At 71.9% G+C, this 25,665-nt stretch carries 23 protein-coding genes and 1 pseudogene; 9 read left to right on the top strand and 15 right to left on the bottom strand.

Features of this window, described 5'->3' with window-relative positions; all coding sequences use genetic code 11:
• Positions 1-4 precede the first annotated feature (4 nt).
• Both ACFYYF_RS18755 and ACFYYF_RS18750 read right to left on the bottom strand, forming a co-directional pair.
• The gene (locus ACFYYF_RS18755) at positions 5-1,372 is read right to left on the bottom strand and encodes a diacylglycerol kinase family protein (RefSeq protein ID WP_361689411.1); all 1,368 of its coding nucleotides are present in this window, start codon (positions 1,370-1,372) and stop codon (positions 5-7) included.
• Positions 1,373-1,629: 257 nt separating this feature from the next.
• Positions 1,630-2,127 carry a winged helix-turn-helix transcriptional regulator gene (locus ACFYYF_RS18750; RefSeq protein WP_388776968.1) on the bottom strand — a complete coding sequence of 166 codons (498 nt, stop codon included), beginning with the start codon at positions 2,125-2,127 and terminating at the stop codon, positions 1,630-1,632.
• Positions 2,128-2,248: 121 nt separating this feature from the next.
• On the opposite strand from ACFYYF_RS18750, the gene ACFYYF_RS18745 reads away from it, so the two are divergent.
• The 6 genes from ACFYYF_RS18745 to ACFYYF_RS18720 all read left to right on the top strand — a co-directional run bounded on the left by ACFYYF_RS18745 (position 2,249) and on the right by ACFYYF_RS18720 (position 8,680).
• On the top strand, positions 2,249-2,734 hold the full coding sequence (locus tag ACFYYF_RS18745) for a PaaI family thioesterase (protein WP_388776965.1): 486 nt from the start codon (positions 2,249-2,251) through the stop codon (positions 2,732-2,734).
• Between the two features lie 77 nt (positions 2,735-2,811).
• Positions 2,812-3,456 (top strand): DUF1345 domain-containing protein, encoded by a 645-nt coding sequence (locus tag ACFYYF_RS18740; RefSeq protein WP_365482092.1) that lies wholly within the window; start codon positions 2,812-2,814, stop codon positions 3,454-3,456.
• A gap of 119 nt (positions 3,457-3,575) precedes the next feature.
• Entirely contained in the window at positions 3,576-4,646 is a 1,071-nt protein-coding gene (locus ACFYYF_RS18735) for a Dyp-type peroxidase (protein ID WP_388776962.1), read from the top strand.
• Positions 4,643-5,539: a family 1 encapsulin nanocompartment shell protein gene (locus ACFYYF_RS18730; protein WP_388776959.1), complete on the top strand. Its 897-nt coding sequence runs from the start codon at positions 4,643-4,645 to the stop codon at positions 5,537-5,539. Before ACFYYF_RS18735 ends, ACFYYF_RS18730 begins: the two co-directional genes overlap by 4 nt.
• A 235-nt stretch (positions 5,540-5,774) precedes the next feature.
• Complete coding sequence (locus ACFYYF_RS18725; RefSeq protein ID WP_388776956.1) at positions 5,775-8,288, top strand: ATP-dependent Clp protease ATP-binding subunit; 2,514 nt, start codon at positions 5,775-5,777, stop codon at positions 8,286-8,288.
• 113 nt (positions 8,289-8,401) lie between these two features.
• The gene (locus tag ACFYYF_RS18720; RefSeq protein WP_361689431.1) at positions 8,402-8,680 is read left to right on the top strand and encodes a hypothetical protein; all 279 of its coding nucleotides are present in this window, start codon (positions 8,402-8,404) and stop codon (positions 8,678-8,680) included.
• Between the two features lie 69 nt (positions 8,681-8,749).
• Here the strand turns inward: ACFYYF_RS18720 and ACFYYF_RS18715 are convergent, their stop codons facing one another.
• Positions 8,750-9,214 (bottom strand): GreA/GreB family elongation factor, encoded by a 465-nt coding sequence (locus tag ACFYYF_RS18715; protein WP_388776954.1) that lies wholly within the window; start codon positions 9,212-9,214, stop codon positions 8,750-8,752.
• 206 nt (positions 9,215-9,420) lie between these two features.
• Here ACFYYF_RS18715 and ACFYYF_RS18710 point away from each other — a divergent pair, with 206 nt between their 5' ends.
• From ACFYYF_RS18710 to ACFYYF_RS18700, 3 genes and pseudogenes are all read left to right on the top strand, one after another.
• On the top strand, positions 9,421-9,498 hold the full coding sequence (locus ACFYYF_RS18710; RefSeq protein WP_382788762.1) for a 50S ribosomal protein bL37: 78 nt from the start codon (positions 9,421-9,423) through the stop codon (positions 9,496-9,498).
• A gap of 13 nt (positions 9,499-9,511) precedes the next feature.
• On the top strand, positions 9,512-11,842 hold the full coding sequence (locus ACFYYF_RS18705) for an FdhF/YdeP family oxidoreductase (RefSeq protein WP_388776952.1): 2,331 nt from the start codon (positions 9,512-9,514) through the stop codon (positions 11,840-11,842).
• 99 nt (positions 11,843-11,941) lie between these two features.
• Positions 11,942-12,601, top strand: a pseudogene (locus ACFYYF_RS18700) (phosphatase PAP2 family protein); the annotation flags it as partial.
• 220 nt (positions 12,602-12,821) lie between these two features.
• On the opposite strand, the gene ACFYYF_RS18695 reads toward ACFYYF_RS18700, so the two are convergent.
• From ACFYYF_RS18695 to ACFYYF_RS18640, 12 genes are read right to left on the bottom strand one after another with little or no spacing between them, the layout of a single operon-like run.
• The gene (locus ACFYYF_RS18695) at positions 12,822-14,156 is read right to left on the bottom strand and encodes a glutamate-1-semialdehyde 2,1-aminomutase (protein ID WP_388776950.1); all 1,335 of its coding nucleotides are present in this window, start codon (positions 14,154-14,156) and stop codon (positions 12,822-12,824) included.
• Positions 14,157-14,163: 7 nt separating this feature from the next.
• Complete coding sequence (rfbC, locus tag ACFYYF_RS18690) at positions 14,164-14,715, bottom strand: dTDP-4-dehydrorhamnose 3,5-epimerase (RefSeq protein WP_388776947.1); 552 nt, start codon at positions 14,713-14,715, stop codon at positions 14,164-14,166.
• Positions 14,712-15,941 carry a polysaccharide pyruvyl transferase family protein gene (locus ACFYYF_RS18685; RefSeq protein WP_388776944.1) on the bottom strand — a complete coding sequence of 410 codons (1,230 nt, stop codon included), beginning with the start codon at positions 15,939-15,941 and terminating at the stop codon, positions 14,712-14,714. Before ACFYYF_RS18685 ends, rfbC begins: the two co-directional genes overlap by 4 nt.
• Complete coding sequence (locus tag ACFYYF_RS18680; RefSeq protein ID WP_388776942.1) at positions 15,938-16,885, bottom strand: glycosyltransferase family 2 protein; 948 nt, start codon at positions 16,883-16,885, stop codon at positions 15,938-15,940. The genes ACFYYF_RS18685 and ACFYYF_RS18680 overlap by 4 nt, the downstream gene beginning before the upstream one ends.
• The gene (locus ACFYYF_RS18675; protein ID WP_388776939.1) at positions 16,882-18,180 is read right to left on the bottom strand and encodes a hypothetical protein; all 1,299 of its coding nucleotides are present in this window, start codon (positions 18,178-18,180) and stop codon (positions 16,882-16,884) included. Before ACFYYF_RS18675 ends, ACFYYF_RS18680 begins: the two co-directional genes overlap by 4 nt.
• A gap of 5 nt (positions 18,181-18,185) precedes the next feature.
• Positions 18,186-19,460, bottom strand: coding sequence for a DUF4910 domain-containing protein (locus tag ACFYYF_RS18670; RefSeq protein ID WP_388776937.1), 1,275 nt, complete (start codon positions 19,458-19,460; stop codon positions 18,186-18,188).
• Positions 19,457-20,482, bottom strand: coding sequence for an NAD-dependent epimerase/dehydratase family protein (locus ACFYYF_RS18665; RefSeq protein WP_388776935.1), 1,026 nt, complete (start codon positions 20,480-20,482; stop codon positions 19,457-19,459). Before ACFYYF_RS18665 ends, ACFYYF_RS18670 begins: the two co-directional genes overlap by 4 nt.
• Before the next feature lie 3 nt (positions 20,483-20,485).
• The gene (locus ACFYYF_RS18660; protein ID WP_361689461.1) at positions 20,486-21,133 is read right to left on the bottom strand and encodes a PIG-L family deacetylase; all 648 of its coding nucleotides are present in this window, start codon (positions 21,131-21,133) and stop codon (positions 20,486-20,488) included.
• A complete protein-coding gene (locus ACFYYF_RS18655) occupies positions 21,130-21,960 on the bottom strand; it encodes a sugar phosphate nucleotidyltransferase (protein WP_388776931.1) in 831 nt (276 codons plus the stop codon). The genes ACFYYF_RS18660 and ACFYYF_RS18655 overlap by 4 nt, the downstream gene beginning before the upstream one ends.
• Positions 21,957-23,192 (bottom strand): class I SAM-dependent methyltransferase, encoded by a 1,236-nt coding sequence (locus ACFYYF_RS18650; RefSeq protein WP_361689467.1) that lies wholly within the window; start codon positions 23,190-23,192, stop codon positions 21,957-21,959. Before ACFYYF_RS18650 ends, ACFYYF_RS18655 begins: the two co-directional genes overlap by 4 nt.
• Entirely contained in the window at positions 23,189-24,430 is a 1,242-nt protein-coding gene (locus ACFYYF_RS18645; RefSeq protein WP_388777575.1) for a glycosyltransferase, read from the bottom strand. The genes ACFYYF_RS18650 and ACFYYF_RS18645 overlap by 4 nt, the downstream gene beginning before the upstream one ends.
• Before the next feature lie 2 nt (positions 24,431-24,432).
• Positions 24,433-25,665 carry an O-antigen ligase domain-containing protein gene (locus ACFYYF_RS18640; protein WP_388776929.1) on the bottom strand — a complete coding sequence of 411 codons (1,233 nt, stop codon included), beginning with the start codon at positions 25,663-25,665 and terminating at the stop codon, positions 24,433-24,435.

Genomic DNA, 25,665 nt, shown 5'->3' with positions numbered 1-25,665 from the left:
GCCGTCAGCGCTCCCGGTCCGCCCGTCCCGGTCCGTGCCCGGGGCGGTGCACCCCGGCCGTGCGGCCCACCAGCAGGGCCATGGCCATCAGCCGGCGCCAGTCCAGGGTGGGCTGGACCGTGGGGACGCCCGGGCGCTTCCGCGGGACGCGTACGCGCAGCGCGCCCGGTTCGACGCGGCAGCGGACCGGGGTGGGCAGGACCATGGCCTCGCCGTCGATGCCGGCCTCCAGCTCGTCGCTGTCGGCGGTCACGACCACCTCGCGCGCGGTGAGGACCGACAGGCCGTGCGGGGCGGGGGCGAGCAGCAGGGCGGCGGCCTCGACCGCGCTGTCCACCTTGACGCCGAGAACTCCGAGCAGTCCCGCGTCCAGGCGTTCGCGCCGGCCCAGACCCGCCGGGTCGTTCGTGCGGTAGGGGTTGTTGCTCACCAGTACGGCCTGCGGTGCCTCCAGCGTCGAGCCGGCCGCGTGGGCCGTCAGCTCGGGTCCGCGCTGACGGGTGAGGAGGTCCGGCAGGAGCTCCAGGATCGTGCCGATCTTGTCGTCCCGGTAGGCGGGGTCCTGGACGACCGCCGCGTAGGCCCCGAACGAGGCGTTGTTGACGAACGGGTGCTCTCCGGCGAAGCCGAGGTCCACCCGCAGTTCGACCCCGTCCTTCAGCGCGTCCAGGCAGGTGGAGGGGTCGTCGCGGTCGAGACCGAGGTCCATGGCGAAGTGGTTGCGCGTGCCGGCCGAGACGACGAGGAACGGCAGGCCGTGCTCGGCGGCCACCGCCGCGACGAGTGCCTGCGTCCCGTCGCCGCCCGCGACACCCAGCAGATCCGCCCCCTCCGCGACCGCCCGCCGGGCCAGTTCGGTGACGTCCTGGTGCTGCTCCGGGTCGAGGAGCACGACCCGGGCGCCGAGCCGTTCGGCCTTCTCCACGAGACCGAACCGTTCCACCTTGCCGCCCCCGGAGCGCGGATTCATGATGACGAACGGCCGTCGCGGCGGCGGAGTGCGGTGCTCCTTCATGGCCCGGACCCGGCCGCGGGCGCTGCGCAGGGCGTAACGGCCGGACCACACGGCGACGATCCACAGCACGGGGGACAGCAGCAGGGTCCACAGCAGGGTGATCGCGAGGACCACGACGACGGCCAGCGGGAGGGCCACGGCGAGCAGGCCGGCGATCCAGCGCACCGGGCCGCGCCGGGTCAGCGCCCACCACAGCGCCGCCGCCGCGACGGCCATTGCGGCGAGGGCGGCGAGCAGGAGCAGGAAGCCGCGTACGCCTCCGAAGGCGAGCGGCAGTGCCACGGCGAGCGCCGCCGCCGCGAGCGAGGCTCTCGCCGCCCACCGTTCGCGGGCCGGTGGCCCCGTCTCCGTGCTCATCGTTCCTCCACCGGTCGCTCCGTCCGGCACCGCGGCCGCCCGTCCGGGAGGGCGTGTCCGTGCCGGTCACGCGGAACCGGATGCCCGCGCGGCGGCGGTCCATGTCCGACGGACGTGCCGGGACGGCCCTCACGGGGTCACGCTGTCACGAGCCGGGCTCCGGCACCACGAGGCGGCCTGTGTCCCGCCCCGTTTCGTGGCGCGAGCCCCTTCCGACTCCCCTCGGCCAGGACCGCGGGAGCCGGCCCCGGGTGTCTTCAGCGGACGGGGCCGGGGGGCCGGGGGCCGGGATCCGTCCGGTGGGCCGACGGGCCGGGGCGGGTGCGGGCCTCCGGCGGGATCAGCGTGCCGTGTCCTGCCCCGCACACGACCGCCGCGCGCACCTGCTCGCCGCAGTCCGCGTGCACGACCTCCAGCGGCGGCCCCTCGGGATCCGCCGTGTAGCGGTCGCCCCACTGCTTCAGGGCGATCATGGCGGGCCACAGGTCCCAGCCCTTGCGGGTGAGCCGGTACTCGTTCCGGGTGCGGCTGCCGGGCTCGCTGTACGGCACGGTGTCCAGGATCCCGGCGGCGACCAGCTTCCGCAGCCGGTCCGCCAGCACGCTCTCGGAGAGCCCGACATGGCGCCGGAAGTCCTCGAAACGCCGCACCCCGTTCATCGCGTCCCGCAGGACCAGCATCGACCACTTCTCGCCGATCAGGTCGAGCGTCCGCCGGACCGTGCAGTTCTCCGTACTGGTGTCGAGCCACGTCATGCGCCCCATCGTAGGCTGACTGTGGGATTGACAGCCAGGTGTGGCGCTGGCTAGCTTCTGTCGTACCAGCTGGCTTCGGAAAACAGAGCCAGGCCGTCGGAGCGGGGAGTGTGGAAGAGCCATGGGCAGGTCTCGTACGTACGACTGGGAGGACCCTGCCGTCTCCGCGGACGCCGTCGCCCGGTACAGCGGTCTCGACTTCCTCCGCGAGATACAGGCCGGACGGCTCCCCGCGCCGCCGATCGCCGCGACCCTCGGCATGGTCCTCGACGAGGTCGAGCACGGCCGGGTGGTGTTCTCCCTGGTCCCGGGGGAGGAGCACTACAACCCGATCGGAAGCGTCCACGGAGGCGTCTACGCCACCCTGCTGGACTCCGCGGCTGGCTGCGCGGTGCAGTCCGTGCTGCCCCGGGGCAGCGGCTACACCTCGCTCGACCTGAACGTGAAGTTCCTGCGGCCGGTCACCGTGGACACCGGGGCGGTGCGCGCGGTCGGCACCGTCCTCAACAGCGGCCGCCGTACGGCGCTCGCCCAGGCGGAGCTCTTCGACGCCTCGGACCGGCTGCTCGCCCACACCACCAGCAGCTGCCTGCTGTTCTCCGTCTGACCGGCGCCCGGACCGCCGCCCGCCGTTCGCCGTGCCCGCCGGGCCGTCCGGCGGTTCCGCGGATACCGTGACGGCGTATGAGGACCAGCTTGCCGCGACTGCCCCTGGACGCCGTGCCGCGGCTGATCATCTCGGTGATCCTCGGTGCCGTGGTCGGGCTGGCCGTCGGACTCGGGAACGACGCGTTTCTGGGCCCGCTGGCCGGGATCGCCGCCACGGAACTCTTCTTCGTCCTGACGGGCTGGGCGGTGCTGTGGCCGATGACGGCCGCCGCGACCCGCGACAACGCGCGCCGCGAGGACTTCCGCCCGCTGACCGACGAACTCGTCGTGGTCGCGGTCGCCCTGTGCGGGCTGTGCGCCATCGTGCTGCTGCTCCTGCGGGGCAACAGGTCCGACCACGGCCACGCGACGGCCGTGACCGCCCTGTGCGGGGTGTTCCTGGCCTGGGCCGCCCTGCACCTGATGTACGCCACCCGCTACGCCTACGTGTACTACGAGGCGAACGGCGGCATCGACTTCAACACGGACGACCCGCCTGCGTACCGCGACTTCTTCTACTTCAGCTACAACCTCGGGATGACCTACCAGGTGTCCGACACCAGCGTCTCGAGCGCGCGGCTCCGCTCGATCGTGCTGAGGCACTGCCTCCTGTCGTACGTGTTCGGCACCAGCATTCTCGCCACGGCCATCAACGTCGTCGTCGGACTCGTGAGCGGCTGACACCCGCGGGGGGAGCGAACCGTTCTGGTGCGGTTTGCCCCGGGACGCCGCAGGATGGGAGGAGAACCGTCCGGTCCGTGCGCGACGGACACCTCCGCGTCCCCCGAGGAGGCCGACCCTTGGCCGAGCCACAGGCTGTGATCTCCCGACCGGCCAGGGCCACGGTGTTCCTCGTGGCCACCGTCACGCCGGGGCACGAGGACACGGTCCGCGGCCTGCTGGAGGACGTCTCCGGACTGCGCCGCTCCGTCTCCTTCCGGGCCCCGGACGACGACCTGGGCTGTGTCGTCGGCATCGGATCGGCCGTCTGGGACCGGCTGTTCGGCGGGCCCCGCCCCCGGGAGCTGCACCCGTTCGTGGAGTTGACGGGCAGACGCCACCGGGCCCCGGCCACCCCGGGAGACCTCCTCTTCCACCTCAGGGCCCGCCGCCAGGACCTCTGCTTCGAACTGGCCCGGCTGATCCTGGAACGCCTGGACGGCGCGGTCACGGTGGTCGACGAGGTCCATGGGTTCAAGTACTTCGACGAGCGCGACCTGCTCGGCTTCGTCGACGGTAGCGAGAACCCCGAGGGTCCGGCGGCCGTCGACGCCGTCGTCGTCGGCGACGAGGATCCCGCCTTCGCGGGCGGCAGTTACGTGATCGTCCAGAAGTACCTGCACGACCTGCGGACCTGGAACGCGCTGCCGTCGGACGAGCAGGAGAGGGTCATCGGGCGCACGAAGCTGGACAACACCGAATTCCCCGACGAGCTCAAACCGGCCGACTCGCACGTCGCCCGCAACACCATCACCGACGCGGACGGCGAGGAACTCAAGATCGTGCGGGAGAACATGCCCTTCGGCACCCTGGGCGAGGGCGAGTTCGGCACCTTCTTCATCGGCTACGCGCGCACCCCCGAGGTGACCGAGCAGATGCTGCGGAACATGTTCCTCGGCGACGACCGGGCCTCGCACGACCGCATCCTCGACTTCTCGACCGCGATCACCGGATGTCTCTTCCACGTGCCGCCCGCCGGCTTCCTCGACGACCTCCCCGCCGCCCCCGGCGAGCGGGAGACGGACGAGGACGCGGCGGACCCGGCCGCCGCGCCCGGCGAGGCCGCGCCCGGCTCCGCCGCCGCCAACGGGGAGCGCGGAGCCGCGGACGGCTCACTGGGGATCGGCAGCCTCAAAGGAGCCCGCACATGACGACCGCACCCGACGCCACCGCCGCCGTCGCCGCCGGAACCGGCAACCTGCACCGCGAACTCGCACCCGTCACGCCCGCCGCGTGGAACGAGATCGAGGACGAGGCGCGCCGCACCTTCCGGCGCAACCTCGCGGGCCGGCGCGTCGTGGACGTCACGGGCCCCGACGGGCCCGTCCTCGCCGCCGTCGGGACCGGCCATCTGTCCCGCATCGACGGGCCGTCACCCGGTGTCGCGGCCCGGCTGCGCCAGGTTCAGCCCCTGGTCGAGCTCACCGTGCCGTTCCGGGTCGGCCGTGACGCCGTCGACGACGTGGACCGGGGCGCCAAGGACTCCGACTGGCAGCCGGTCAAGGACGCGGCCCGCACGATGGCGTTCGCCGAGGACCGGACCGTGTTCGACGGGTACGCCGCGGCCCGTGTCGACGGTCTTCGCGCCCGTACGTCCAACCCCGTGCTCCGTCTTCCCGCGGAGCCCCGCGACTTCCCCGACGCCGTCAGCCACGCCCTGAGCACCCTCCGGCTGGCCGGCGTGCAGGGCCCGTACGCGCTGCTCCTGGGCGCGGAGGCCTACACGGCGGTCAGCGAGACCTCCGACCACGGCTACCCCGTCGCCGCCCACCTCGGCAGGCTGCTCGACGGACGGCTGATCTGGGCACCCGCCGTGGAGGGGGCCTTCCTGCTCACCACCCGGGGCGGCGACTACGAACTGCGCCTCGGCGAGGATCTCGCCATCGGCTACACCGCCCACGACGCCGAGGGCGTCGACCTGTACTTCCGGCAGACCCTGACGTTCCTCGTCCACACCGACGAGGCCGTGGTGGCACTCGATCCGTGGGCCGCCCCGGGCGAGGACACGGACGGGGGCGGGGACACCGGCGAGGGCGCCGTCTGAAGGCGCCGGGTGCGCGAGGGACACCGGGCCGGGGCGGGCTCCCGCGCGGGTTCGCGGGCCGGTCCGTCTCCGGATTTCCGGCGCTCGCCAACGCCCCCTCGGCCTCGGTGAGTTCCGCCCCCGCCGAGGAAAAGCCGCAGGCCGGCACCCTCGCGGCACGGATGGCCGCTCCGGTTGCGGAGCAATAGGCGCCGCGAAATGGTGGAAGGAATCGTTGCCGCACCGGGAGCTGTCCATGTCGATGTCGTCCTACGGTTTCGGCTCGTCCGACCCCTTCGGTGAACTGCTCAACCGCTTCTTCGGGATGTCGCCCGCCTCGTCCCCGCCGGCGGTGCAGCGCGTACCCATCGGACGGCTGCTGACGGAGTCCTCGCAGGAACTCCTGAACCTGGCGGCACAGCGCGCCCAGCAGGACGGGACCTCCGATCTCGACACGGAGCACCTGCTGTGGGCCGCGACGAAGGTCGAACCCGCCCGCTCGCTGCTGGCCCGGGCGGAGCTGGACCCCGACGCCCTCGCGGCCCAGCTCGCCGAGGTCCTGCCCCGGGAGAGCAGCGAACCCTCCTCGGAGCCGGGTCTGACCCCGGCGGCCAAACGCACGCTCGCCGCCGCGTACGCCCGCTCGCAGGCGGCCGGAGTGTCCTACATCGGCCCCGAGCACATCCTCGCCGCCCTGCTCGGCGACGCGGACACCGGCGCCGCCCAGTTGCTGCGCGCGGACGGACAGGACGCGCAGAAGCTGGCGGGCCTCACGGAACGGACGGCCCGCCCCGAAAACCGCCAGCCCGAGCCCGACAAGCCCGCCACCACCCTGGACGAGTTCGGACGGGACCTGACGGAGGAGGCGAAGGCCGGCAGGCTCGACCCGGTCGTCGGACGCGCCGAGCAGATCGAGCAGACCATCGAGATCCTGTCGCGGCGCTCCAAGAACAACCCCGTGCTCATCGGCGAGCCGGGCGTCGGCAAGACCGCGATCGTCGAGGGGCTCGCGCAGCGCATCGTCTCCGGCGACGTCCCGGACACCCTCAAGGGCAAGCGCGTCGTCTCGCTCGACCTGTCCGGCATGGTGGCGGGAGCCCAGTACCGCGGACAGTTCGAGGAGCGGCTGAAGAAGGTCATCGAGGACGTCCAGGCGTCCGAGGGGGAGATCATCCTCTTCATCGACGAACTCCACACGGTCGTCGGCGCGGGCGCGACGGGCGAGGGCTCCATGGACGCGGGCAACATGCTCAAACCCGCTCTGGCCCGCGGTGAACTGCACGTGGTGGGCGCGACGACCATCGACGAGTACCGCAAGTACGTCGAGAAGGACGCCGCGCTCGAACGCCGCTTCCAGCCGGTGATGGTGCCGGAGCCGTCCGTCGAGGAGACCGTGCAGATCCTGGAGGGGCTGCGCGACGCGTACGAGGCGCACCACCAGGTCCGCTTCGCCGACGGCGCCCTGGCCGCCGCCGCGGAGCTGTCCGACCGCTACATCAGCGACCGGTTCCTGCCCGACAAGGCCATCGACGTGATGGACCAGGCGGGCGCCCGGGTGCGGCTGCGCAGCGCCGTCCGCTCGACCGAGGTCTCCGAACGCGAGGACCGCATCGCGAAACTGCGCCGGGAACGCGATCAGGCCGTGGCCGCCGAGGACTTCGAGCGCGCGGGACAGCTCAAGGGGCGGATCGCCGAGGCGGAGGGCGAACTCGCGGGCATCGAGGAGCGGCGCGCCGGTGTGGTCTCCGTGACCGCCCGTGACATCGCGGACATCGTCTCCCGGCGCACCGGCATCCCGGTGTCCCAGCTCACCGCCAGCGAGAAGGAGAAGCTCCTGAAGCTGGAGGAGGAGATGCACGCCCGGATCGTCGGCCAGGACGAGGCCGTCACCGCCGTCTCGCAGGCGGTACGCCGCAACCGGGCCGGCATGGGTGATCCGAACCGCCCCGTGGGCTCCTTCCTCTTCCTCGGCCCCACCGGCGTGGGCAAGACGGAGCTGGCCAAGACGCTCGCCGAGCAGCTGTTCGGCGACGAGACCCGCATGGTCCGCTTCGACATGAGCGAGTTCCAGGAGAAGCACACGGTGGCCCGTCTCGTCGGGGCGCCCCCCGGATACGTCGGGTACGACGAGGCGGGGCAGTTGACCGAGAAGGTCCGCAGACAGCCGTACAGCGTCGTCCTGTTCGACGAGGTGGAGAAGGCGCACCCCGACGTCTTCAACACGCTGCTCCAGATCCTCGACGACGGGCGCCTGACGGACGGTCAGGGCCGCACGGTCGACTTCCGGCACTGCGTCGTGATCATGACGTCCAACATCGGCGCGCACCGCATCCTGGACCACAAGGGCGATGTGTCCGACCTCAAGGACGCGTTGATGGACGAACTGCGGACCAGGTTCCTGCCCGAGTTCCTGAACCGCATCGACGACATCATCATCTTCCACGGTCTGAAGGAGGACGATCTGGCGCAGATCGTCGAGCATCTCCTCGGCCGCAGCGAACGCCGGGTGCACGCGCAGGGCATGAAACTGGAGGTGACCGAGGCGGCCAAGAAGCTGCTGATCGCCCACGGCCACCAACCGGAGTTCGGCGCCCGCCCGCTCCGGCGCACGATCCAGACGGAGCTGGACAACGGCATCGCGGAGCTGCTGCTCGGCGGCGAGGCCGAACCCGGCGACACGATCGTCGCCGAGGACCGGGACGGCTCCGTGCGCTGCACCGTGCGCAAGGGTGCCGGGAGCGCGGAGCCCGCGGACGACACGGCGAAGTGACCGACGTACGACGAAGTGACCGACGTACGACGAAGGACGGGACGGAGGACTCCTGACACCGAGGACGTACCCGGGCTCGCGAGACGCCGGGTAGTCGTTTGAGGAGGCTGCGCATGACGCACCACAAGCCCAACCGGGTTGTCGAAGGCGATCCGGAGCATGCCCACAACAGGGGAATGCCCCTGCGGTGCGACGACGACGAGCTCTACGCACGCACGGTCCGCGAGCGGAGGGAGGCCGGGCTGTCCGGCGGGCCCATGGAGGATCCCGAGGCCGCCTACCGGCGGGAACGCGTGGAGATCGACCTGGAGGTGAGTTCCGGGCGGATCCCGACGGGACATGTCACCCGGCGGACCCGGGATCCCTATCCGCCCTCCAGCTACGGGGACTGAATCCACGGCGAGGACACGCACACAGACCGGAGGACCCGGGACCGCGGGTCCTCCGGTCCGCCTCGGGCGCTAGCCGCCCAGGGAGACCACGACGGCGCTGCGGGGTCCTTCGGGTGCCTGGAAGTCCACGGTGTCGCCCGCCCGGTGGCCGAGGAGCGCGCGCCCGAGCGGGCTGTCGGCCGTGACCAGTGTCCGGTCCAGCACCGCGGCCCCCTCGCCGATCTGGACGGTGTCCGTCGAGCCGTCCGAGAACCGGACGGTGACCGTGCTGCCCACCCCGACCTCGTCCGTGGGCGGGGGACCCGCCAGGTCGGCCTGCGTGAGCCGTGTCGTGATCTGCGCGATCCGGTCGTCGAGGTGCTGCAGGTCGTCCGCGCGCTGCAACTCGTCGGCCGCGTCGGCGTGGTCGCCCACCTGAGCGTCCGAGTCCTGGAGGGTCGCCGCGACCTTCGCGCGTTCGGTGCGCAGGTCGGCGCGTTCCTGCTCCAGTGCCTGCCGGGCGGCCTCGCTGATCGGTGCCGGTTCGCTGGCCATGCCTGCTCCTCGGTGTGCGCGGTCTGGGTCGGATGTCCGAGTCGTATTCCGGGTCGTTTCCCGGGTCGTAGCGGAGTGTTTTCAGCATATACATGCTCTTTTTGCTCTTCTTGGTCGGATCGCGGTGGTATGTCATCTGTGGAATCGTGGGTCACCGGAGTTCAGGACGCTTCGCGCTGTCCTGCGAGCGAGTGAGGGAGGTCCCCATGTCCTCGAAGCGACGCCGGAAGAAGAAGAGCCGCCGCAAGCACGCCGCGAACCACGGAAAGCGACCCCAGTGCTAGTTCGGTGAGGGCCATGAACGCATCCCAGAACGGGCAGGACGGCCGGGAACCCCACGTGGGGCCCGACCCGCGGGGGGAACCGGAGTTCCATCCCTACCACCACCCGGCCGCCGGCTGGGGTGCGGCCAAGAGCGTGACCCAGTTCCTCGTGCGCGAACGCGCTCTCGTGGACGGTCCCCGCGCGATCATGCGCATGAACCACGAGAGAACGGGCTTCGACTGCCCCGGATGCGCGTGGCCCGACGACACCAAGGGCCTGCACCTGGACATCTGCGAGAACGGCATCAAGCACGTCACGTGGGAGATGACGAACAAGCGGGTCGGCCGCGAGTTCTTCGCCGCGCACTCGGTGACCGAACTGTCCGGGTGGAGCGACTACGACCTGGAGGACCAGGGCCGGCTGACCGAACCGATGGTCTACGACCCGGATTCCGACCACTACGTTCCGGTCACCTGGCGCGACGCGTTCGAACTCGCGGGACGCGCCCTGCGCGAACTCGACGACCCCGGCCAGGCTTCCTTCTACACCTCGGGACGCCTGGGCAACGAGGCCACGTTCCTCTACCAGCTCCTGGCCCGCGAACTGGGCACGAACAACCTGCCCGACTGCTCGAACATGTGCCACGAGGCCAGCGGCCGGGCCCTGACGGCGTCGCTCGGCACCGGCAAGGGCACCGCCGACCTCAAGGACTGGGAGACCACCGACGCCCTGTTCATCATGGGCGTCAACGCCGCGTCCAACGCGCCCAGGATGCTCACCGCCCTGGCCGAGGCCTACCACCGCGGCGCCCAGATCGTGCACATCAACCCCCTGGTCGAGGCGGCCGCCACCCGGACCATCGTTCCGCACGACTTCACGGACATGGCCGTCTTCAAGACCACCCGGACCAGCACCCTGAACCTCCAGCCGCGCATCGGCGGCGACATGGCGCTGATCCGCGGAATGGCGAAGGCGATCCTGGAGCAGTCCGCGACGGATCCGAAGGCCCTGGACCAGGAGTTCATCGACCGTCACACGGCCTACTTCGACAAGTACCGCGCGGTGTGCGAGGCCACCTCCTGGGAAGCCATCGAGTCGCAGTCCGGGGTCGGCCGGGACGGCATCCTCAAGGCGGCCCGGGTGTACCGCGACGCCGACCGCTCCATCATCAGCTGGTGCCTCGGTGTCACCCAGCACGAACACGGCGTCGACACCGTACGGGAGATCGTCAACCTCCTTCTGCTGCGCGGCAATCTGGGCCGCGAGGGCGCCGGTCCCTCACCGGTGCGCGGGCACAGCAACGTCCAGGGCAACCGCACGTGCGGCATCGACCACCGGCCGTCCGCGGAGTTCCTGGACCGGCTCGGCGAGGTCTGCGGGATCGACCCGCCGCGTGAGCACGGCATGGACACCGTGGCCACCATCCGGGCCATGCACCGCGGCGACGTGAAGGTGTTCGTCGGCATGGGCGGCAACTTCGCCCTCGCCGCCCCCGACACCCCGTACACCTACGCGGCCCTGCGCAACTGCGACCTCACGGTGCAGGTGAGCACCAAGCTCAACCGCAGCCACCTCGTGCACGGCCGCCGGGCGCTCATCCTCCCGTGCCTGGGCCGGACCGAGAAGGACCACCAGCGCGCCGGGATCCAGAGCACCTCGGTCGAGGACTCGATGAGCATGGTCCACCTGTCCATCGGCATGAAGCGCCCCGCCTCGAAGGACCTGCTGTCCGAGCCCGCGATCATCGCCGGCATCGCGCGTGCCGCGCTCCCGGACAGCGACACCCCCTGGGAGTGGTACATCGAGGACTACGACCGCATCCGCGACACCATGGCCCGGGTCCTCGACGGGTTCGAGGACTGCAACCGGCGGGTGCGTCTGCCGCTCGGTTTCCGGATCAAGCAGCCCGCCCGCGAACTGGTCTTCCTCACCCCCTCGGGCCTCGCCGAGTTCTCCGCTGCCCCGCTGCCCGACGTGATCCCCGAGCCCGGCACGCTGGCGCTCGGCACCATGCGGTCCCACGACCAGTGGAACACCACGATCTACTCGGACAACGACCGCTACCGGGGCGTCAAGAACCTGCGCACGCTGGTCTTCATGAACGAGGACGACATGCGTGAACGGGGCATCTCCGAGTTCACCCCGGTCGACATCGTCAGCACCGCCAAGGACGGCAGCCACCGCGGTCTCGACGGCTATCTGGCCATCCCGTACGACATCCCGCGGGGCTGCGCGGCCGGGTACATGCCGGAGATGAACGTCCTCTGCGCGATCGGCGACTACAGCCTCCAGAGCGACCAGCCCTTGATGAAACACGTCAAGGTCACCATCGCACCGTCCGGTGGAGACTTCGCCAAGAGTTGACCCGCACCGTACCCGGCGGCGGTGTTGCCCGACGGGGTTGTTGGTTAGGGTGACAAAGGCTCGCTTACGGGCCGACTCGCACTCAACGGGGGTCATCTGGTGGGGAGTTGGCGTCGGGCGGAAGCCGCCGTGGTGCCGTCGGCGCCGCGATTACGGTTGTGGCCGGCCGCGGTTCTCGCCGCGTCGGTGGTCCTCGTGCTCGGGGTCCTGTACGCCGGTACCGGTGAGCCCGGACCGCTGGACACACGGATCGGGACGGCCGCGTACGACGTGGGGTCGCCGTGGCGGCACGTGGCTCTGGCCCTGGACTTCCTGGGGGAGCCCGCGGGATCGGCTCCTCTGGTCGTGACCCTCGTGGCGGGCTGTCTGCTCTACGGGCGGCCCCGCGCGGCCGTGCTCGTCGTCGCCGGCCCCACCGTCGCCGTGGTGACGGCGACGCTCCTCAAACCCCTGGTGGGACGCACCATCCACGGCGACGGGAACCTGTCGTACCCGAGCGGGCACACCGCCTTCGCCACCGCGCTCGCCCTCGCGGTGGCGCTGACCGCGACCGGCCGGGCCGGCCTGCGCGGGGCGGCCGGCACCGCACTCGTGCTGGGCGCGGGGCTGACCGCCGGCGCGGCCATGGGCTGGGCGCAGGTCGCCCTCGGCGCGCACTACCCGACCGACGCGCTGGGCGGCTGGTGCACCGCCCTGGCGGTGGTCCCGGCGACGGCGTGGCTGGTCGACAGGACGGCCGGCCGGATGCCGGACCGGCTGACCGCCCGGCCCGCCCGCCGGACGACGGACCGACGGACCGACGGGACGTCGGACCGGCCGGCCGGGCGCACGACGGACCGGAGAGCCGAGCGGTCAGCGGACCGGACGGCCTACCGGACGGCGGACCGGACAGCCGAGCGGTCAGCGGACCGGACAGCCGGTCGGACGGCCGGTGCCGGTCACCGGGAGGGACGCTGACGTCATGTCATCCCACCTCGGGTCACACCAGACGGCGGAACACGGGCTTCACCGGCCGTCCGGCGAGCCAGGGGGTGGGATCGGCGGCGTCAAGTGCCTTGCGGTACACCGCGCACGCCTGGGCGACCACGTCGACGGTGTGATCGATGTCGGCGTCCTCCAGTGCGCTGCTCACCACGAACGACGGCGCCAGCACCCCGCCGGCGAGGAGCCGGCGCAGGAACAGCGTGCGGTACTCCTGCGAGGGCTGCCCGTTCTCGTCGAGGGTGGCGAACACCAGGTTGCTGGCCCGGCCCCGGACGACGATGTGCTCGCCGACCCCCATGCCGGCGGCGGCTTCGCGGACACCGGCGGCCAGCCGCTCGCCCAGCGCGTGCAGCCGCGCCGTGACGCCCTCCTCGGCATAGGTGGTCTGCACCGCCATCGCGGCCGCGAGCGAGTGGGTCTCCGCGCCGTGCGTGGTGGACAGCAGGAACACCCGGTCGCCCGAGTGGCGCAGCCCGCCCAGCTCCATCAGTTCACGGCGTCCGGCGAGCGCGGAGACGGCGAACCCGTTGCCCAGCGCCTTGCCGAACGTGGAGAGGTCGGGGACGACGCCGTACAGGCCCTGGGCGCCTGCCTCGGACCAGCGGAAGCCGGTGATCATCTCGTCGAAGACCAGGACGCAGCCGTGCCGGTCGGCCAGCTCGCGCAGACCGGCGAGGTACCCGGGCGGCGGCTCGGTGTGGGTGGCGGGTTCGAGGACGATGCAGGCGACCTCGCCCTCGTACCGGGTGAGCAGTTCCTCCGTGGCGGCCAGGTCGCCGTAGGGGAACGTCACCGTGAGCCGGTTGGTCTCCGCCGGGATGCCGGCGGACATCGGCGTGGTGCCGATGAACCAGTCGTCGACGGAGAAGAACGGATGGTCGGCGCAGATCGCCACCCGCGTTCGCCCGGTGGCGGCCCGGGCGAGGCGCACCGCGGCGGTGGTCGCGTCGGAGCCGTTCTTCGCGAACTTCACCATCTCGGCGGTCGGCACCGTGGCCAGGAAGCGTTCCGCCGCCTCGACCTCCATGATGGACGGCCGGACGAAGTTGCTGCCCCGGTCGAGTTCCCGCCGCACCGCCTCGGTCACCCGCGGGTGCGCGTGACCGAGGCTGACCGAGCGCAGGCCGGAGCCGTACTCGATGTAGCGGTTCCCGTCGACGTCCCACACGTGGGCGCCGCGGCCGTGGCTGATGACCGGGGCCAGGTCGTCGGGGTACTGGTCGTCGCCCTTGGCGTAGGTGTGCGCGCCCCCGGGAATCATGGCGTGCAGCCGTTCGTTCGCCGTTCGCGAGCGGGGCAGGAGGAGTTCTCGAGTGTCTTCGGTTGGCACGCCGGCCTCAACTTTCCTGGTGCTGCAGGACCTTGGCGAGGCATGGCGCCTCCCGGTCCCGTTGGGACATCGATGTGACCGGCAGCGGCCAGGCGATGGCGAGCTCCGGGTCGTCGAAGGCGATGGTCACGTCCTCGGCCGGATCGTGCGGGCGGTCGATCCGGTACGAGGTGTCGGCCGTCTCGGTCAGCGCCTGGAAGCCGTGCGCGCACCCGGCGGGGATGTACACGGTCCGCTGCGTCTCGCCGGACAGCTCGAAGGTGGCCACGTTGCGGTAGGTCGGCGACGCGGGCCGCAGATCCACGACGACGTCGAAGATCTTCCCGTACGAGCACCGGACGAGCTTGGCCTCGCCCGCGCCGGAGCGCAGGTGCAGGCCGCGCAGCACGCCGCGGACCGAGCGGGACACGCTGTCCTGGATGAAGGCGTCCGGGTCCAGCCCCACCGAGCGGACCACGTCGGCGTCGAAGGTGCGGCAGAAGAAGCCGCGTTCGTCGGCGAACGGAGTCGGCTCGAACAGGTAGGCGCCGGCGATCGCCGGTACTTCGGTCGCTCTCATCGGGTCTCCCGCTGGGCGTGGGCGTGGTCGGTCGCCGGGAACAGGGTCGAGGTCAACTCGTCGAACTGGTCTTCCAGTTGCCGGGCGGCGTCCTGGTTGCGCTCGGCGAGGGTGCGGCGCAGTTGTTCCGACGCCTTCTCCAGCGCCCGGAACTGTTCGAGCAGCCGGTCGGCGTCCACCTCGCGCGCCGGGTGGCAGTACGCGCCGAGCCCCATCCGGTCCATGAGCGCGTCGCTCTTCGCCGCGTAGCTGAGCGCGAGCGCCGGTGTCCCGGTCTTCAGCGCGCAGATCAGGTTGTGGTACCGGACCGCCACCACGGTGTCGGCGGCGGCCATCTCGTTCATCAGGTCGGCCAGCGAGGCCGGATCTGCGGCCGTGACGAGCGGCGAGTCCACCGCGTCGAGGATCGCGGAGACCACCGTCGCGTCGCAGGTGTCGCCGGTGAGCAGCCGGACCGGCCTGCCCTCCTCGGCCAGCGTGCGCACGAACCGGATCGTGCCGTCGAGGTAGCGCCCGTGGATCTCGTCGGCACGGGCGCGGTCGTCGTTGCCCCCGTGGAAGTCCATGACGCCGACGCAGACCGGGCCCGGCGCGCCCGAGGGCTCGCCCGCACGGGGTGCGGGCAGCGAGAACGCGAGGTCCGGGTAGACCTTGTCGCGCGCGGTGTCCACGCCCATCGCCCGCATCGCGTCACGGGACTGCTCGTCCCGGTAGGACCGGTACGCGGCGAGCCGCCCCGACCAGCGCACCAGGGCCCGGGTCGGCCGGTTGCGGATCTCGGCGGCCCCGACGCTGACGAGCGCGACCCGGGTGCGCAGCAGCCGGCCGCTCGCGCAGAGCAGGAACAGCGCGTACGGGAAGCCCCACGGCCGCAGCGGCAGCGTGGCCTCCAGGACGCCCATGCCGGGGACGATCACCACGTCGTGCCGGCGCACCCAGGCGGCGGTGCGGAAGACGTCGACGAGTTTGCCGAGCCCCTTGCCCACGACCGCGCCCGCACGTGACGCGGTCCGGTACTCCCCGCGGTACCAGTGCAGCCGTGTCGCGGGGATCCCGAACCGGGCCGTGACGGCCTCGGGCCCGCCGCACAGCGCGTCCACGGCCGCCTCCGGGTGCCGCCGCCCCAGATAGCCGAGCACGGCCTCCAGCGACCCGTCGTTGCCGAGGTTGCCGGAGCCGAGCAGGCCGAACACCCCGACACGCACCGGCGTTTGCGCCGCCGTCACGCCCGCCTCCCCTCACGGCCGGCGACGAGGTCGTCGACGGAGACGGTGAGCCGGTCCGGGTCGACCGGGGCGCGGTCCTCTACCCGCTCGCCGGCCCCGGGCCGGACCCGGCTGGTCATCCACGCGGCCATGTGGCGGTAACAGGCCCGCCGGTCCGCCGGGGACAGCGGAGCCCGCCGGATCGCCGAGGCGAAGCCCCACACGTACTCGGCGAGCAGCCGGGGTGTCGGGTGCAGCGGGCCGGCCCGGCGCGGGTCCAGGTTGACGCACCGGGAACGCTTGGACGGGTTCGCCCGCTCGGCGCGGTTGGGGTGGTCGCGGCGGAAGTACAGCAGTTCCGGCACCTGGTGGAAGGGCCCGTGCAGGGTGATCTCGGCGACGTACGTGCGGTCCGCGTGGTGGTAGCTGTCCATCGCCTTCACCCGGCGCAGCACGTCGGTCCGCATGACCCCGTAGAAGTCGTCGCCGCCCGGCTCGAACAGCAGGCTGCGGAAGCGCTCCGGAGCGCTCGGCGAGTCGGTGGCGAGCGTGTAGTCGTAGGGGACCTTCACCTTGCCGTCGCCGTCGATGACCGCCTGGTCGGTGTGCGCCAGGATCACCTCCGGCCGCTCGTCCAGTGCCTCCACACAGCGCCTCAGCAGGTCCCGGCCGTACAGGTCGTCGTGCGAGGCCCACTTGAACAGCTCGCCGCCGGACTCGGCGAGCACATGGTTGTGGTTCGGTGTCGCGCCGATGTTGCGGGGCAGCCGGATGTACCGGATGCGCGAGTCCTTCGCGGCGTACCTGCGGCAGATGTCCTCGGTCCCGTCGGCCGAGGCGTTGTCGGAGATGACCAGCTCGAAGTCCTCGTAGGTCTGGCCGAGCAGGGCGTCGAGCGACTCGGCCAGGTACTCCTCGCCGTTGTACACGGGCAGGCCGATGCTCAGCCTGGGTTGCGCGGTCATGACGTCCTCACTTCGCGAATCGGTTCTTGAGCGTGCTCGCGCAGGGCGGACCGCAGTTGCAGCCACCACACCGCCGAGCCGCTGACGGTCGCCGCGGCGACACCCCAGGCCGAGCCGACCGCACCGGCGGCGGCCGCGCCGCCGAGTCCGCCGCCCACGTAGCAGACGGAGGCGAACAGCTGGCAGCGCAGGCTGCGCCGGGCCGCGCCGAGCGCGCGCAGCCCGGCCGCCGCGCCGGTGCCGAGGCCCGCGCCGGCGACGCCGAGGCTGATCGGCACGATGAGCTGGGAGGCGGAGTGCCAGACGTCGCCGAGCACCAGCTCGCCGAGCCGGCCGGGCACCAGCAGCAGCGCCGCGCCCCAGAGCAGCGCGCCGGCGGCCTGGCCCCCGCCGAGGAGCAGGCAGAACCTGCCCAGTTGATGCGGGGCCTGCCGCAGCACCCGTGCCGCCTCCGGGACGGTGACCAGGGACAGCCCCATGAGCACGGCCAGGAACGGGCCGAGCAGCAGCTCGGCGCCGCGCACCGCGCCCACCGCTCCGACCCCGACGATGACGCCGAGCCCGTACGCCCGCAGCTGGCTCGCGCCGCTGAGGCTGACGTTCTCGACCAGGTACCGGTAGCCGAGATCGCGCTGCTCGCGCAGCCACCCGCGGGCCTCGGTCAGCCGCGGCCGGATGCCGGACTGGACGTAGCCGTACCCCGCGGCCACCGTGGCGGACGCTCCCCAGGCGAGCACGAAGGCGGCCACGGTGCCGACTCGGGCGGCCACCACCATGGCCGGGACGAGCGCGACACCCCACACGACGTCGTTGAGGAACGCCTTCCGTCCGCTGCCCGCGGCGAAGAACGAGTACCGCCAGGCGTCCTGGAGCAGCAGCCCCGGAAGCAGGACACCGAGGGCGGCGAATGCCGGCCCGACCCGGCCGCCCATGCCGAGTCCGGCCAGCAGGCACACCACGCCGAGGACGGCGCCGACGCCGAGCGCGGTACCCGTCGAGCGGCCCACCGCCCCGCGCCAGGCCGCACCGGGCGGGCCGCTGAAACGCACCGTGAGCGGATCGGTGGCGAGCCCCCGGGAGACGTTCAGCACCACGCCGTACGTCACCCAGGCGAGACTGAACACGCCGAACGCGGTCACCCCCAGCGAGCGGGCCACGTAGATGCCCACCGCGAAGTTGCTCACGCTGGAGGCCGCCTGGTCGGCCAGCCCCCAGGACAGCCGGCCCACCAGGGCCCGCTTGGCGGACCCGGCCGGTGGCGCCGTCACCGGCGGATTCTGCTCCTCGGCGTTCATCGGCGTCACACCTTGATCAGTTCGGCGTCGCGCAGGGCGTCGGCCGCGACGGCGACGGTGCCGAACGGCAGACCGGCCCGCTCCGCGACGTCCAGCAGACTGTGCTCGCCGTCGGAGAGGCTGAGCACCCAGAGCATGGCCATCTGGGCCTGCTTGGCGTCGCTGCGGCCGCCGAGCGAGTCGTACAGCCCGCGCCGCCCGAGCTGCGGCTCGCCGTAGGGACTGAGGTTGACGTACCGCCGGTTGCGGTCCAGGACGGCGAACGCCTCGCGGCAGACGGCGAGCGTGTCCTCCATCGCCTCCGGGGAGACGAAGTCCAGGTCGTCCGCCGAGGTGTGGTACTCGGGGTACCCGGCGTACGGGGTCCGGCTGAGCGAGCCCACGCCGAGATCGAACCCCGGCGAGCAGTACTGCCGCTCGTCGTAGCCGTACGGCGTGAACTCCTTGACCAGGTGCGGGCGTTCGGAGGAGCGGAGCACATGCTCCAGCACGCGGTCGATCTCCGCGTCGCCGCGCCTGCTCCGCTTGTACGTCAGGTTCCCCGAGTCGCCCGCGCAGGCCAGCACCAGCCCGTGCTTGACCCGGTCCACCCGTTCCGCGTTGCGGGCCAGCCAGGTGATCGCCCCGACGGTGCCGGGCGCGAAGATGAACCGGTAGGTGTAGTACGGGTTCTGCTCCGCCAGCGCCCGCGCCAGGTACACCGCCACGGCGACACCGGCCAGGTTGTCGTTGGCCAGCGACGGGTGGCACACGTGGCAGGAGACGATCACCTCGTCGGTGACCTGCCCGGGGACCACGTGCTCCGCGTAGGTGAGGTGGCCGTCGGCGAGCGTGGAGTCGACACGCACCTCGTAGTCGCCCTCGGGCAGTGCGTCCAGGGTCTCCTGGGCCAGGCAGAACCCCCACTCGGGCTTGTAGTAGCTGGTGCGGTACGGCACCAGGGCCGGCTGGTCCGGCAGCGTGTGCAGATGTCCGCGCAGCTCGGACAGCGGCATGGTCGCCGACACCGGCACGCTGTAGCCGAGCACGTGCAGGCTGGAGGCGGCGAAGTCGACCACCCGCCTGCCCGTGGCGTCGGCTATGTAGGCGTCGCGGATGTTCCACTCCTGCGGCACCGTCCAGTCGAGCACCTGGGTCCCGGTCGGCACCTCGTGCACTTGGAGCGGGATGTACTCCCCGACGATGTCCAGGGTGGCGCGCACCCCGTCGCCGGTGATGCTCCGGCACAGCGGGTACAACCGCTCCACCAGCGCGTACATCTCCTCCCCGGCGGTGTTCATCGGCGCCACCGCAGGGTTTCGTCGACGGTGCCCGCGTCGGACGCCGCGCGCAGCACGGCGAGCCGGGTGAAGCGCTGCTCGAAGCTCTCCCGGGTCAGCCCGTGCTCGCGGTAGGCGTCGGCGAGTTCGAGCGCGCCCTGCTTGACCGTCCACTCGCAGTCGAAGCCGGGGATCGCGGCGCGGAACCGGGAGAAGTCCACCCGGTAGGACCGCGGATCGGCGCCGTTCTCGCCGGTGATCACCACCTTGGCGCCGGACACCGCCTCGGCGACCTGCTCGGCGATCTCGGCGACCGTGACGTTGTTGACCTCGCTGCCGATGTTGAACGCCCGGTCGTGCACGGCCTCCCGGGGCGCGTCCAGCGCGGCCGTGAAGGCCCGCGCGATGTCGGCGGCGTGCACGAGCGGACGCCAGGGCGTGCCGTCGGAGAGCACCAGGACCTCGCCGGACAGCAGGGCGTGCCCCACCAGGTTGTTCAGCACGATGTCGGCGCGCAGCCGGGGCGAGAAGCCGAAGGCGGTGGCGTTGCGCATGTACACCGGGGTGAAGTCGCCGTCGGCGAGCTCGTGCAGGTCGTCCTCGACCCGCACCTTGGACTCCGCGTACGGCGTCACCGGCCGCAGCGGGGCGTCCTCGGCGACCAGTTCGTCGCCTCCGGCCGCGCCGTAGACCGAGCACGTCGACGCGTACAGGAAGCGCCGCACCCCTGCCTCGCGGGCGAGCCGGGCCAGCTTCACGGACGCGTGGTGGTTGATGTCGTAGGTGAGGTCGGGCGCGAGCGCGCCCAGCGGGTCGTTGGACAGCGCGGCCAGGTGGATCACGGCGTCGACGTCGGCCACGTGTTCGGCCGTGACGTCGCGCAGGTCCACCTGCCGCGTCGGAGGGTCGGCGGGCACCGGGCCGAGGACGCAGTCGGCGAACAGGCCGGCGTCGAGGCCGACGACCTCGTGTCCGGCGGCCGTGAGGACCGGGGCCATGACGGTGCCCAGGTAGCCCTGGTGCCCGGTCAGCAGTACGCGCAAGGTTCATTCCCCCAGGTCGAGAGTGAGTTTGGTGACGGCGAACGCCTCGGCGTAGCGCGCGTTGCTTTCGATGCCGCGGATCCGGGCCAGCCCGAGGAAGGCCTCCCGGTCGTACCAGGGCCGGTGCTGCTGCGAGGGGTAGTGCTCCTGCAGCAGCCGCACCTTCTCCTCGGCTGTCTCCGGCGACAGCGGCTGGTACGCCGTGGGACGGCCGAGATCGCCGTCCCACTTGACGATCTCGTAGCCGAGCACGAGGTGGTCGCGGAACGCGGTGGTCATGAGCTTGGCCAGACCCCGGTGGTCCTGGTGCGCGTCGTCGGTGCGCGGGGCGAGGACCAGATCCGGCTCCGTGCCCGCGCGCAGTTCCTCGACCGCGCCCTTGGCCTCGTCCCAGTGCGCGGGCAGCCGGCCGTCCGGCAGCTTGTGCACGGTCAGCCTGAGGTCGGCGCCCGGGCAGAAGGCGGCCAGCGCGGCCCGTTCCTCCTGTTCCCGTTCACCGCCCCCGCCGCTGAGCACCAGCGCGTCGACGCGGATGCCGGGATGCGCGTGGCACAGCGTCAGCAGCGTGCCGCCGGCGCCGATGGCGATGTCGTCGCAGTGCGCGCCCACCGCGACGATCCCGTTCAGGCGCCCGGCCCCCAGCCGGATCACGCGGTGCCCGCCGTGGCGCCGACCCGGCTCGCGGGCACCCGTGCGGGGGTGCCGCCGCGCTCCCACACGGCCCACGGGCGATCGCCCCGGGTGTAGGCCTCGTCGAGCGCGGCCCGCTCCTTCACGGTGTCGGTCGGCTTCCAGAAGCCGCGGTGCTGGTGCGCCACCAGCCGTCCCTGCTTGGCCAGTTGGGCGCAGCCGTCGGCGACCAGGTCCCCGTTCTCCGGGATGTGGTCGAAGACCTCCTGGCGGAGCACGAAGTAGCCGCCGTTCTCCCACAGCGGCATGTCGCTGACCGCGGTGATGCCGCCCACCAGGCCGTCCTCGCCCAACTCGACGCAGTGGAAGGAGGACTGCGGCGGGACCACCATCATCGACGCGCCGGCGTCGCGCCGGGTGAAGTTGTCGATCATCTGCGGCAGCGGGGCGTCGGTGAGCACGTCGGCGTAGTTGGCGAGGAACATCTCGTCGCCGTCCAGGTGCTGCCGTACCCGGCGCAGCCGCTCCCCGATCGGCGACTCGATGCCGGTCTGCGCGAAGGTGATCGTCCAGTCGGCGATGTCGGTCGACAGCAGTTCGGTCTTCCCGCCGCGCAGCACGAAGTCGTTGGACGTCGTCTCCTCGTAGTTGAGGAAGAAGTCCTTGATGTGGTGGGCCCCGTACCCGAGGCACAGGATGAACTCCTTGTGCCCGAAGTGCGCGTAGTAGCGCATGACGTGCCAGATCAGCGGGCGCGGGCCGACCATCGCCATCGGCTTGGGCACGTCGTCGGAGGTTCCGTTGCGCATCCGCATCCCGTAACCGCCGCAGAACAGGACGACCTTCATCGCTTGACCTCGACAATGCTCAGTTCCGGAATGGGAAACACGAGGCGGCCGCCCCAGTCGTGCACGAAGGACAACTGCTCGGTCAGCTCGGTCCGCAGGTTCCACGGAAGGACCAGGACGTAGTCCGGCTTGTCGGCGGCGATCTGCTCGGGTGCCAGGATCGGGATGCGGGTGCCCGGGGTGAACCGGCCGTGCTTGTAGGGGTTGCGGTCGACCGTGTACGCGAGCAGGTCGGGCCGGATGCCGCAGTGGTTGAGCAGGGTGTTGCCCTTGCCCGGGGCGCCGTAGCCGACGACCGTCTCGCCGCGTTCGGCCGCGTCGATCAGGAACCGCAGCAGGTCCCGGCGCACCTTGGCCACCCGGGCGGAGAACTCGGTGTACCCGGACAGCTCCTGGAGCCCGGCCGCCTTCTCCCGGTCGAGCACCTCGGTCACGGCGTCGGACGGCTCGCCGGCCACCTCCGCCGGGCGGGCCCACAGCCGGATGGAGCCGCCGTGCGTGGGCAGCAGCTCGACGTCCACGAGCGTGAGCCCGCCGCTCGCAAGGGCTCGGATCGCGGAAGCGACGGTGTAGTACTGGAAGTGCTCGTGGTAGATCGTGTCGTACTGGTTCTCCTCGATCAGGGTCAGCAGGTGCTGCACCTCGATGGAGACCCAGCCGTCGTCGGCGACCAGGGCGCGCAGCCCCTGGGTGAACCCGACCACGTCCGGTATGTGCGCGTACACGTTGTTGGCCACGACCAGGTCCGCCGGGCCGTTCTCGGCGCGCACGGCGGCACCGGTGTCCGGGTCGAGGAACGCCGTGAGCGTGGGCACACCCGCCTCGCGGGCCGCGGCGCCGACGTTCACCGAGGGCTCGACGCCCAGGCAGCGGATGCCGCGCTCCACCACGTGCTTGAGCAGGTAACCGTCGTTGCTGGCGACCTCGACCACGAAGGCGTCGGAGCCCAGCCCCACCCGCTGGACGGCGCCGTCGACGAACGTGCGCGCGTGCTCCACCCAGGACGTCGAGTAGGAGGAGAAGTACGCGTACTCCGTGAACGTCTCCTCCGGCTTGATCAGCGGCGGGATCTGCGCGAGCCAGCAGTCGGTGCAGACCCGCAGGTGCAGCGGGTACGCGGGCTCCGGCTGGTCCAGTTGGTCAGCGGCGAGGAAGCTCTCGCACGGCGGTGTCGCCCCCAGATCGACGACGCTCGCCGTCGCGTGCGAGCCGCAGAGTCGGCATCGTGTCATGTACTGTCCCCATCCCCCTTGATCGCGCGGGTGTCCCCGGCGCGAGCATGTACCGACCGTCCCGCGATCGCGGTCCGGTACTCCTCCACCAGGCGCTCCAGCCCGACGGCCGGGCTGAAGCCCTGTTCGTAACGGCGCCGGGCCGCCCTCCCCATCTCCCGGTTGTCGTCCGGCGCCGCCGTGATCCGGCGCAGACAGGACGCGAGCGAGGCGGTCTCACCCGGCTCGTGCAGCAGCCCGGTCACCCCGTCCTCGACGAGTTCGACGAAGGCGCCGTGGCCGGCGGCCACCGTCGGGACCCCCGCCGCCATCGCCTCCACGACCACGAGGCCGAACGCCTCCAGCCAGGTGGAGGGAGCCACCACGGCGACCGACCGCGAGATGGCCCGCCGGCACTGTTCCTGGTCGTACAGGCCGACGTAACGGACGTCGTCCCGGCCCGCGGCCCAGGCGGTCACCTCCGGCTCCAGCGGCCCCGTTCCGGCGATCACGAGCGGTACGCCCACACCGCCGCCGGCGGCGATCTCGTCCCAGGCGGCCATGAGCAGCCGTACACCCTTGGCCTCCGCGAGCCGGCCCAGATAGAGCACGTGCTCGCCCGCGCCCTCACGCAGCTCGCCCGGCTCGGGCACGAAGTTGTGCTTCACCGCGAGCCGTTCGGCCGGCATGCCCGCCTTCACCAGGACGTCGCGCTGCGCCGCCGAGATGCAGAGGAACCGCTCCACACCGGTCCACCACCGCCGCCGGTTGACCGACATGCTGACCGCGAGCGGCACCGTCGCCAGCCGGGAGCCCCGGTAGCAGCCGTGCCGGACGGCGGGCAGCGGCGTGGACCCGACGCATTCGGTGCAGGGCCGGCCGTCCCGCTGGAGCGTGCCGGGCGGGCAGATCTGGGTGTAGTTGTGCAGCGTGGCCACCGCGGGCACGCCCGCGTCGGCGCAGGCGGCCAGCACGGCGGGGGACAGCAGCGGGAAGACGTTGTGCACGTGCACCACGTCCGGCTTCTGCGCGCGCAGCCTGTCGGCGAGTTCCGAGCGGACCGCCGGGTTCCACGGCACCAGCAGCGGTATCGCGGCCTTGCCCGGCAGGGACCGGGCGGCGATGTCGTCGCTGCGCCGCTCGAACGTCTCGACCCGGTGGCCGGCCTCGCGCAGCAGCGCCACCTCCTGGTCGACGACCTTGTTCTCCCCGCTCGGCTGCGCCGAGGCGTAGCGGTTGTGCACCACGAGGACGTGCATGCTCACGTCACCTCCGATCGCTGGGCCCATCGTGGGACGTGCCGTCGGGGAAGCCGGGGTTCCGGCAGGGGAGCCGCCGGGGCGGGCGTCGCCAGCAGCGAGGCGGCCACGGCCAGGTGCAGCAGGTACGGCGAGGCGTCGCCGAGTCCCGCCTCGGTGTACGAGGCGATCGCGCAGTAGCTGATCAGGAAGATCGCGCAGGCCCTCGACAGCGACGGCGGCCGCAGCAGCGCGACACCGCCGAGCACGATGATGACCGCGGCCACCAGCCCGACCCCGATCACTCCCTGCTCGTTGTAGACGGCCAGCCAGCTGTTGTCGATGGGCAGTCCGTCGAAGGACTTGTCGCCCAGACCGGCGCCGAAGAGGTACTCCGTGGTCGTGCGGGGCGCCGTCAGCAGAGCGTGCCAGACCTTGGCCCGGCCGGTGAGGCTGGAGAAGTTCTCCTGGCTCTGCCCGCGCAGGAACCAGGTCTGCAGCGCGGAGGCGAACCCGACCGCGGCCACCGTGCCGATCGTCACCGCCCAGGTGAAGAACCGGCGGGCGGCCCCGCTGGTGAGGACGAGCGAGCCGATCGCCAGCGCCAGCCCGATGAGCAGACCGAGCGTGGCCGTGCGGGTATGGGTCAGCGCGAGCAGGACGAGGGAGGGCACGATGACCACGGCCGCGCTGGTCCGGTCGGTCCTGCGGCCCAGCAGGAGCAGCACCGTCAGCCCGATGATCACCGCGGCGTACTGTCCGATCTGCGGCGGGGTGAGCGGCCACAGCGCGCCGACCAGCCGCCCGCCGTAGAGGTCGGGCAGGGCCGCGCCCGGTGAGGCGATCAGGCCGGCGGCCACCGTCCCGAGCACCGCCAGGTACATCCGTATGTGGTGCCGGACGAAGGTCTCGCCGCCGTCCCACCAGCGGCTGACCAGCCACAGGGTGCCGACGAACAGGGCCAGCCGGAAGCAGCGGAACAGGGCGCCGAACCCGGACTCCAGATGGACGCTGGAGATCACGCTCATCACCAGGAGCAGGGTGAGCAGGAACAGGAAGGCGCTCGCCCGGATGCGCAGCCGCAGATTGACCGCGAGGGCCAGCGCGAACGCGGTGACCAGCGCGCCCATGGTGACCATCTGGATGAGGGAGCGGGGGAGCGGCACGATGGTCTTCGCCCCGGCGGACCCGAGCGTGTTGAGGACGAGCAGCCCCCACACGGTCCCGATGATCTTCGGTGTGCGGTCCACGGTCAT

This window comes from Streptomyces sp. NPDC001914 (assembly GCF_042891215.1).
GTDB lineage: Bacteria > Actinomycetota > Actinomycetes > Streptomycetales > Streptomycetaceae > Streptomyces.
The sequence above is the reverse complement of the archived record's forward strand: the minus strand, read 5'-3'. Positions and strand labels throughout refer to the sequence as shown.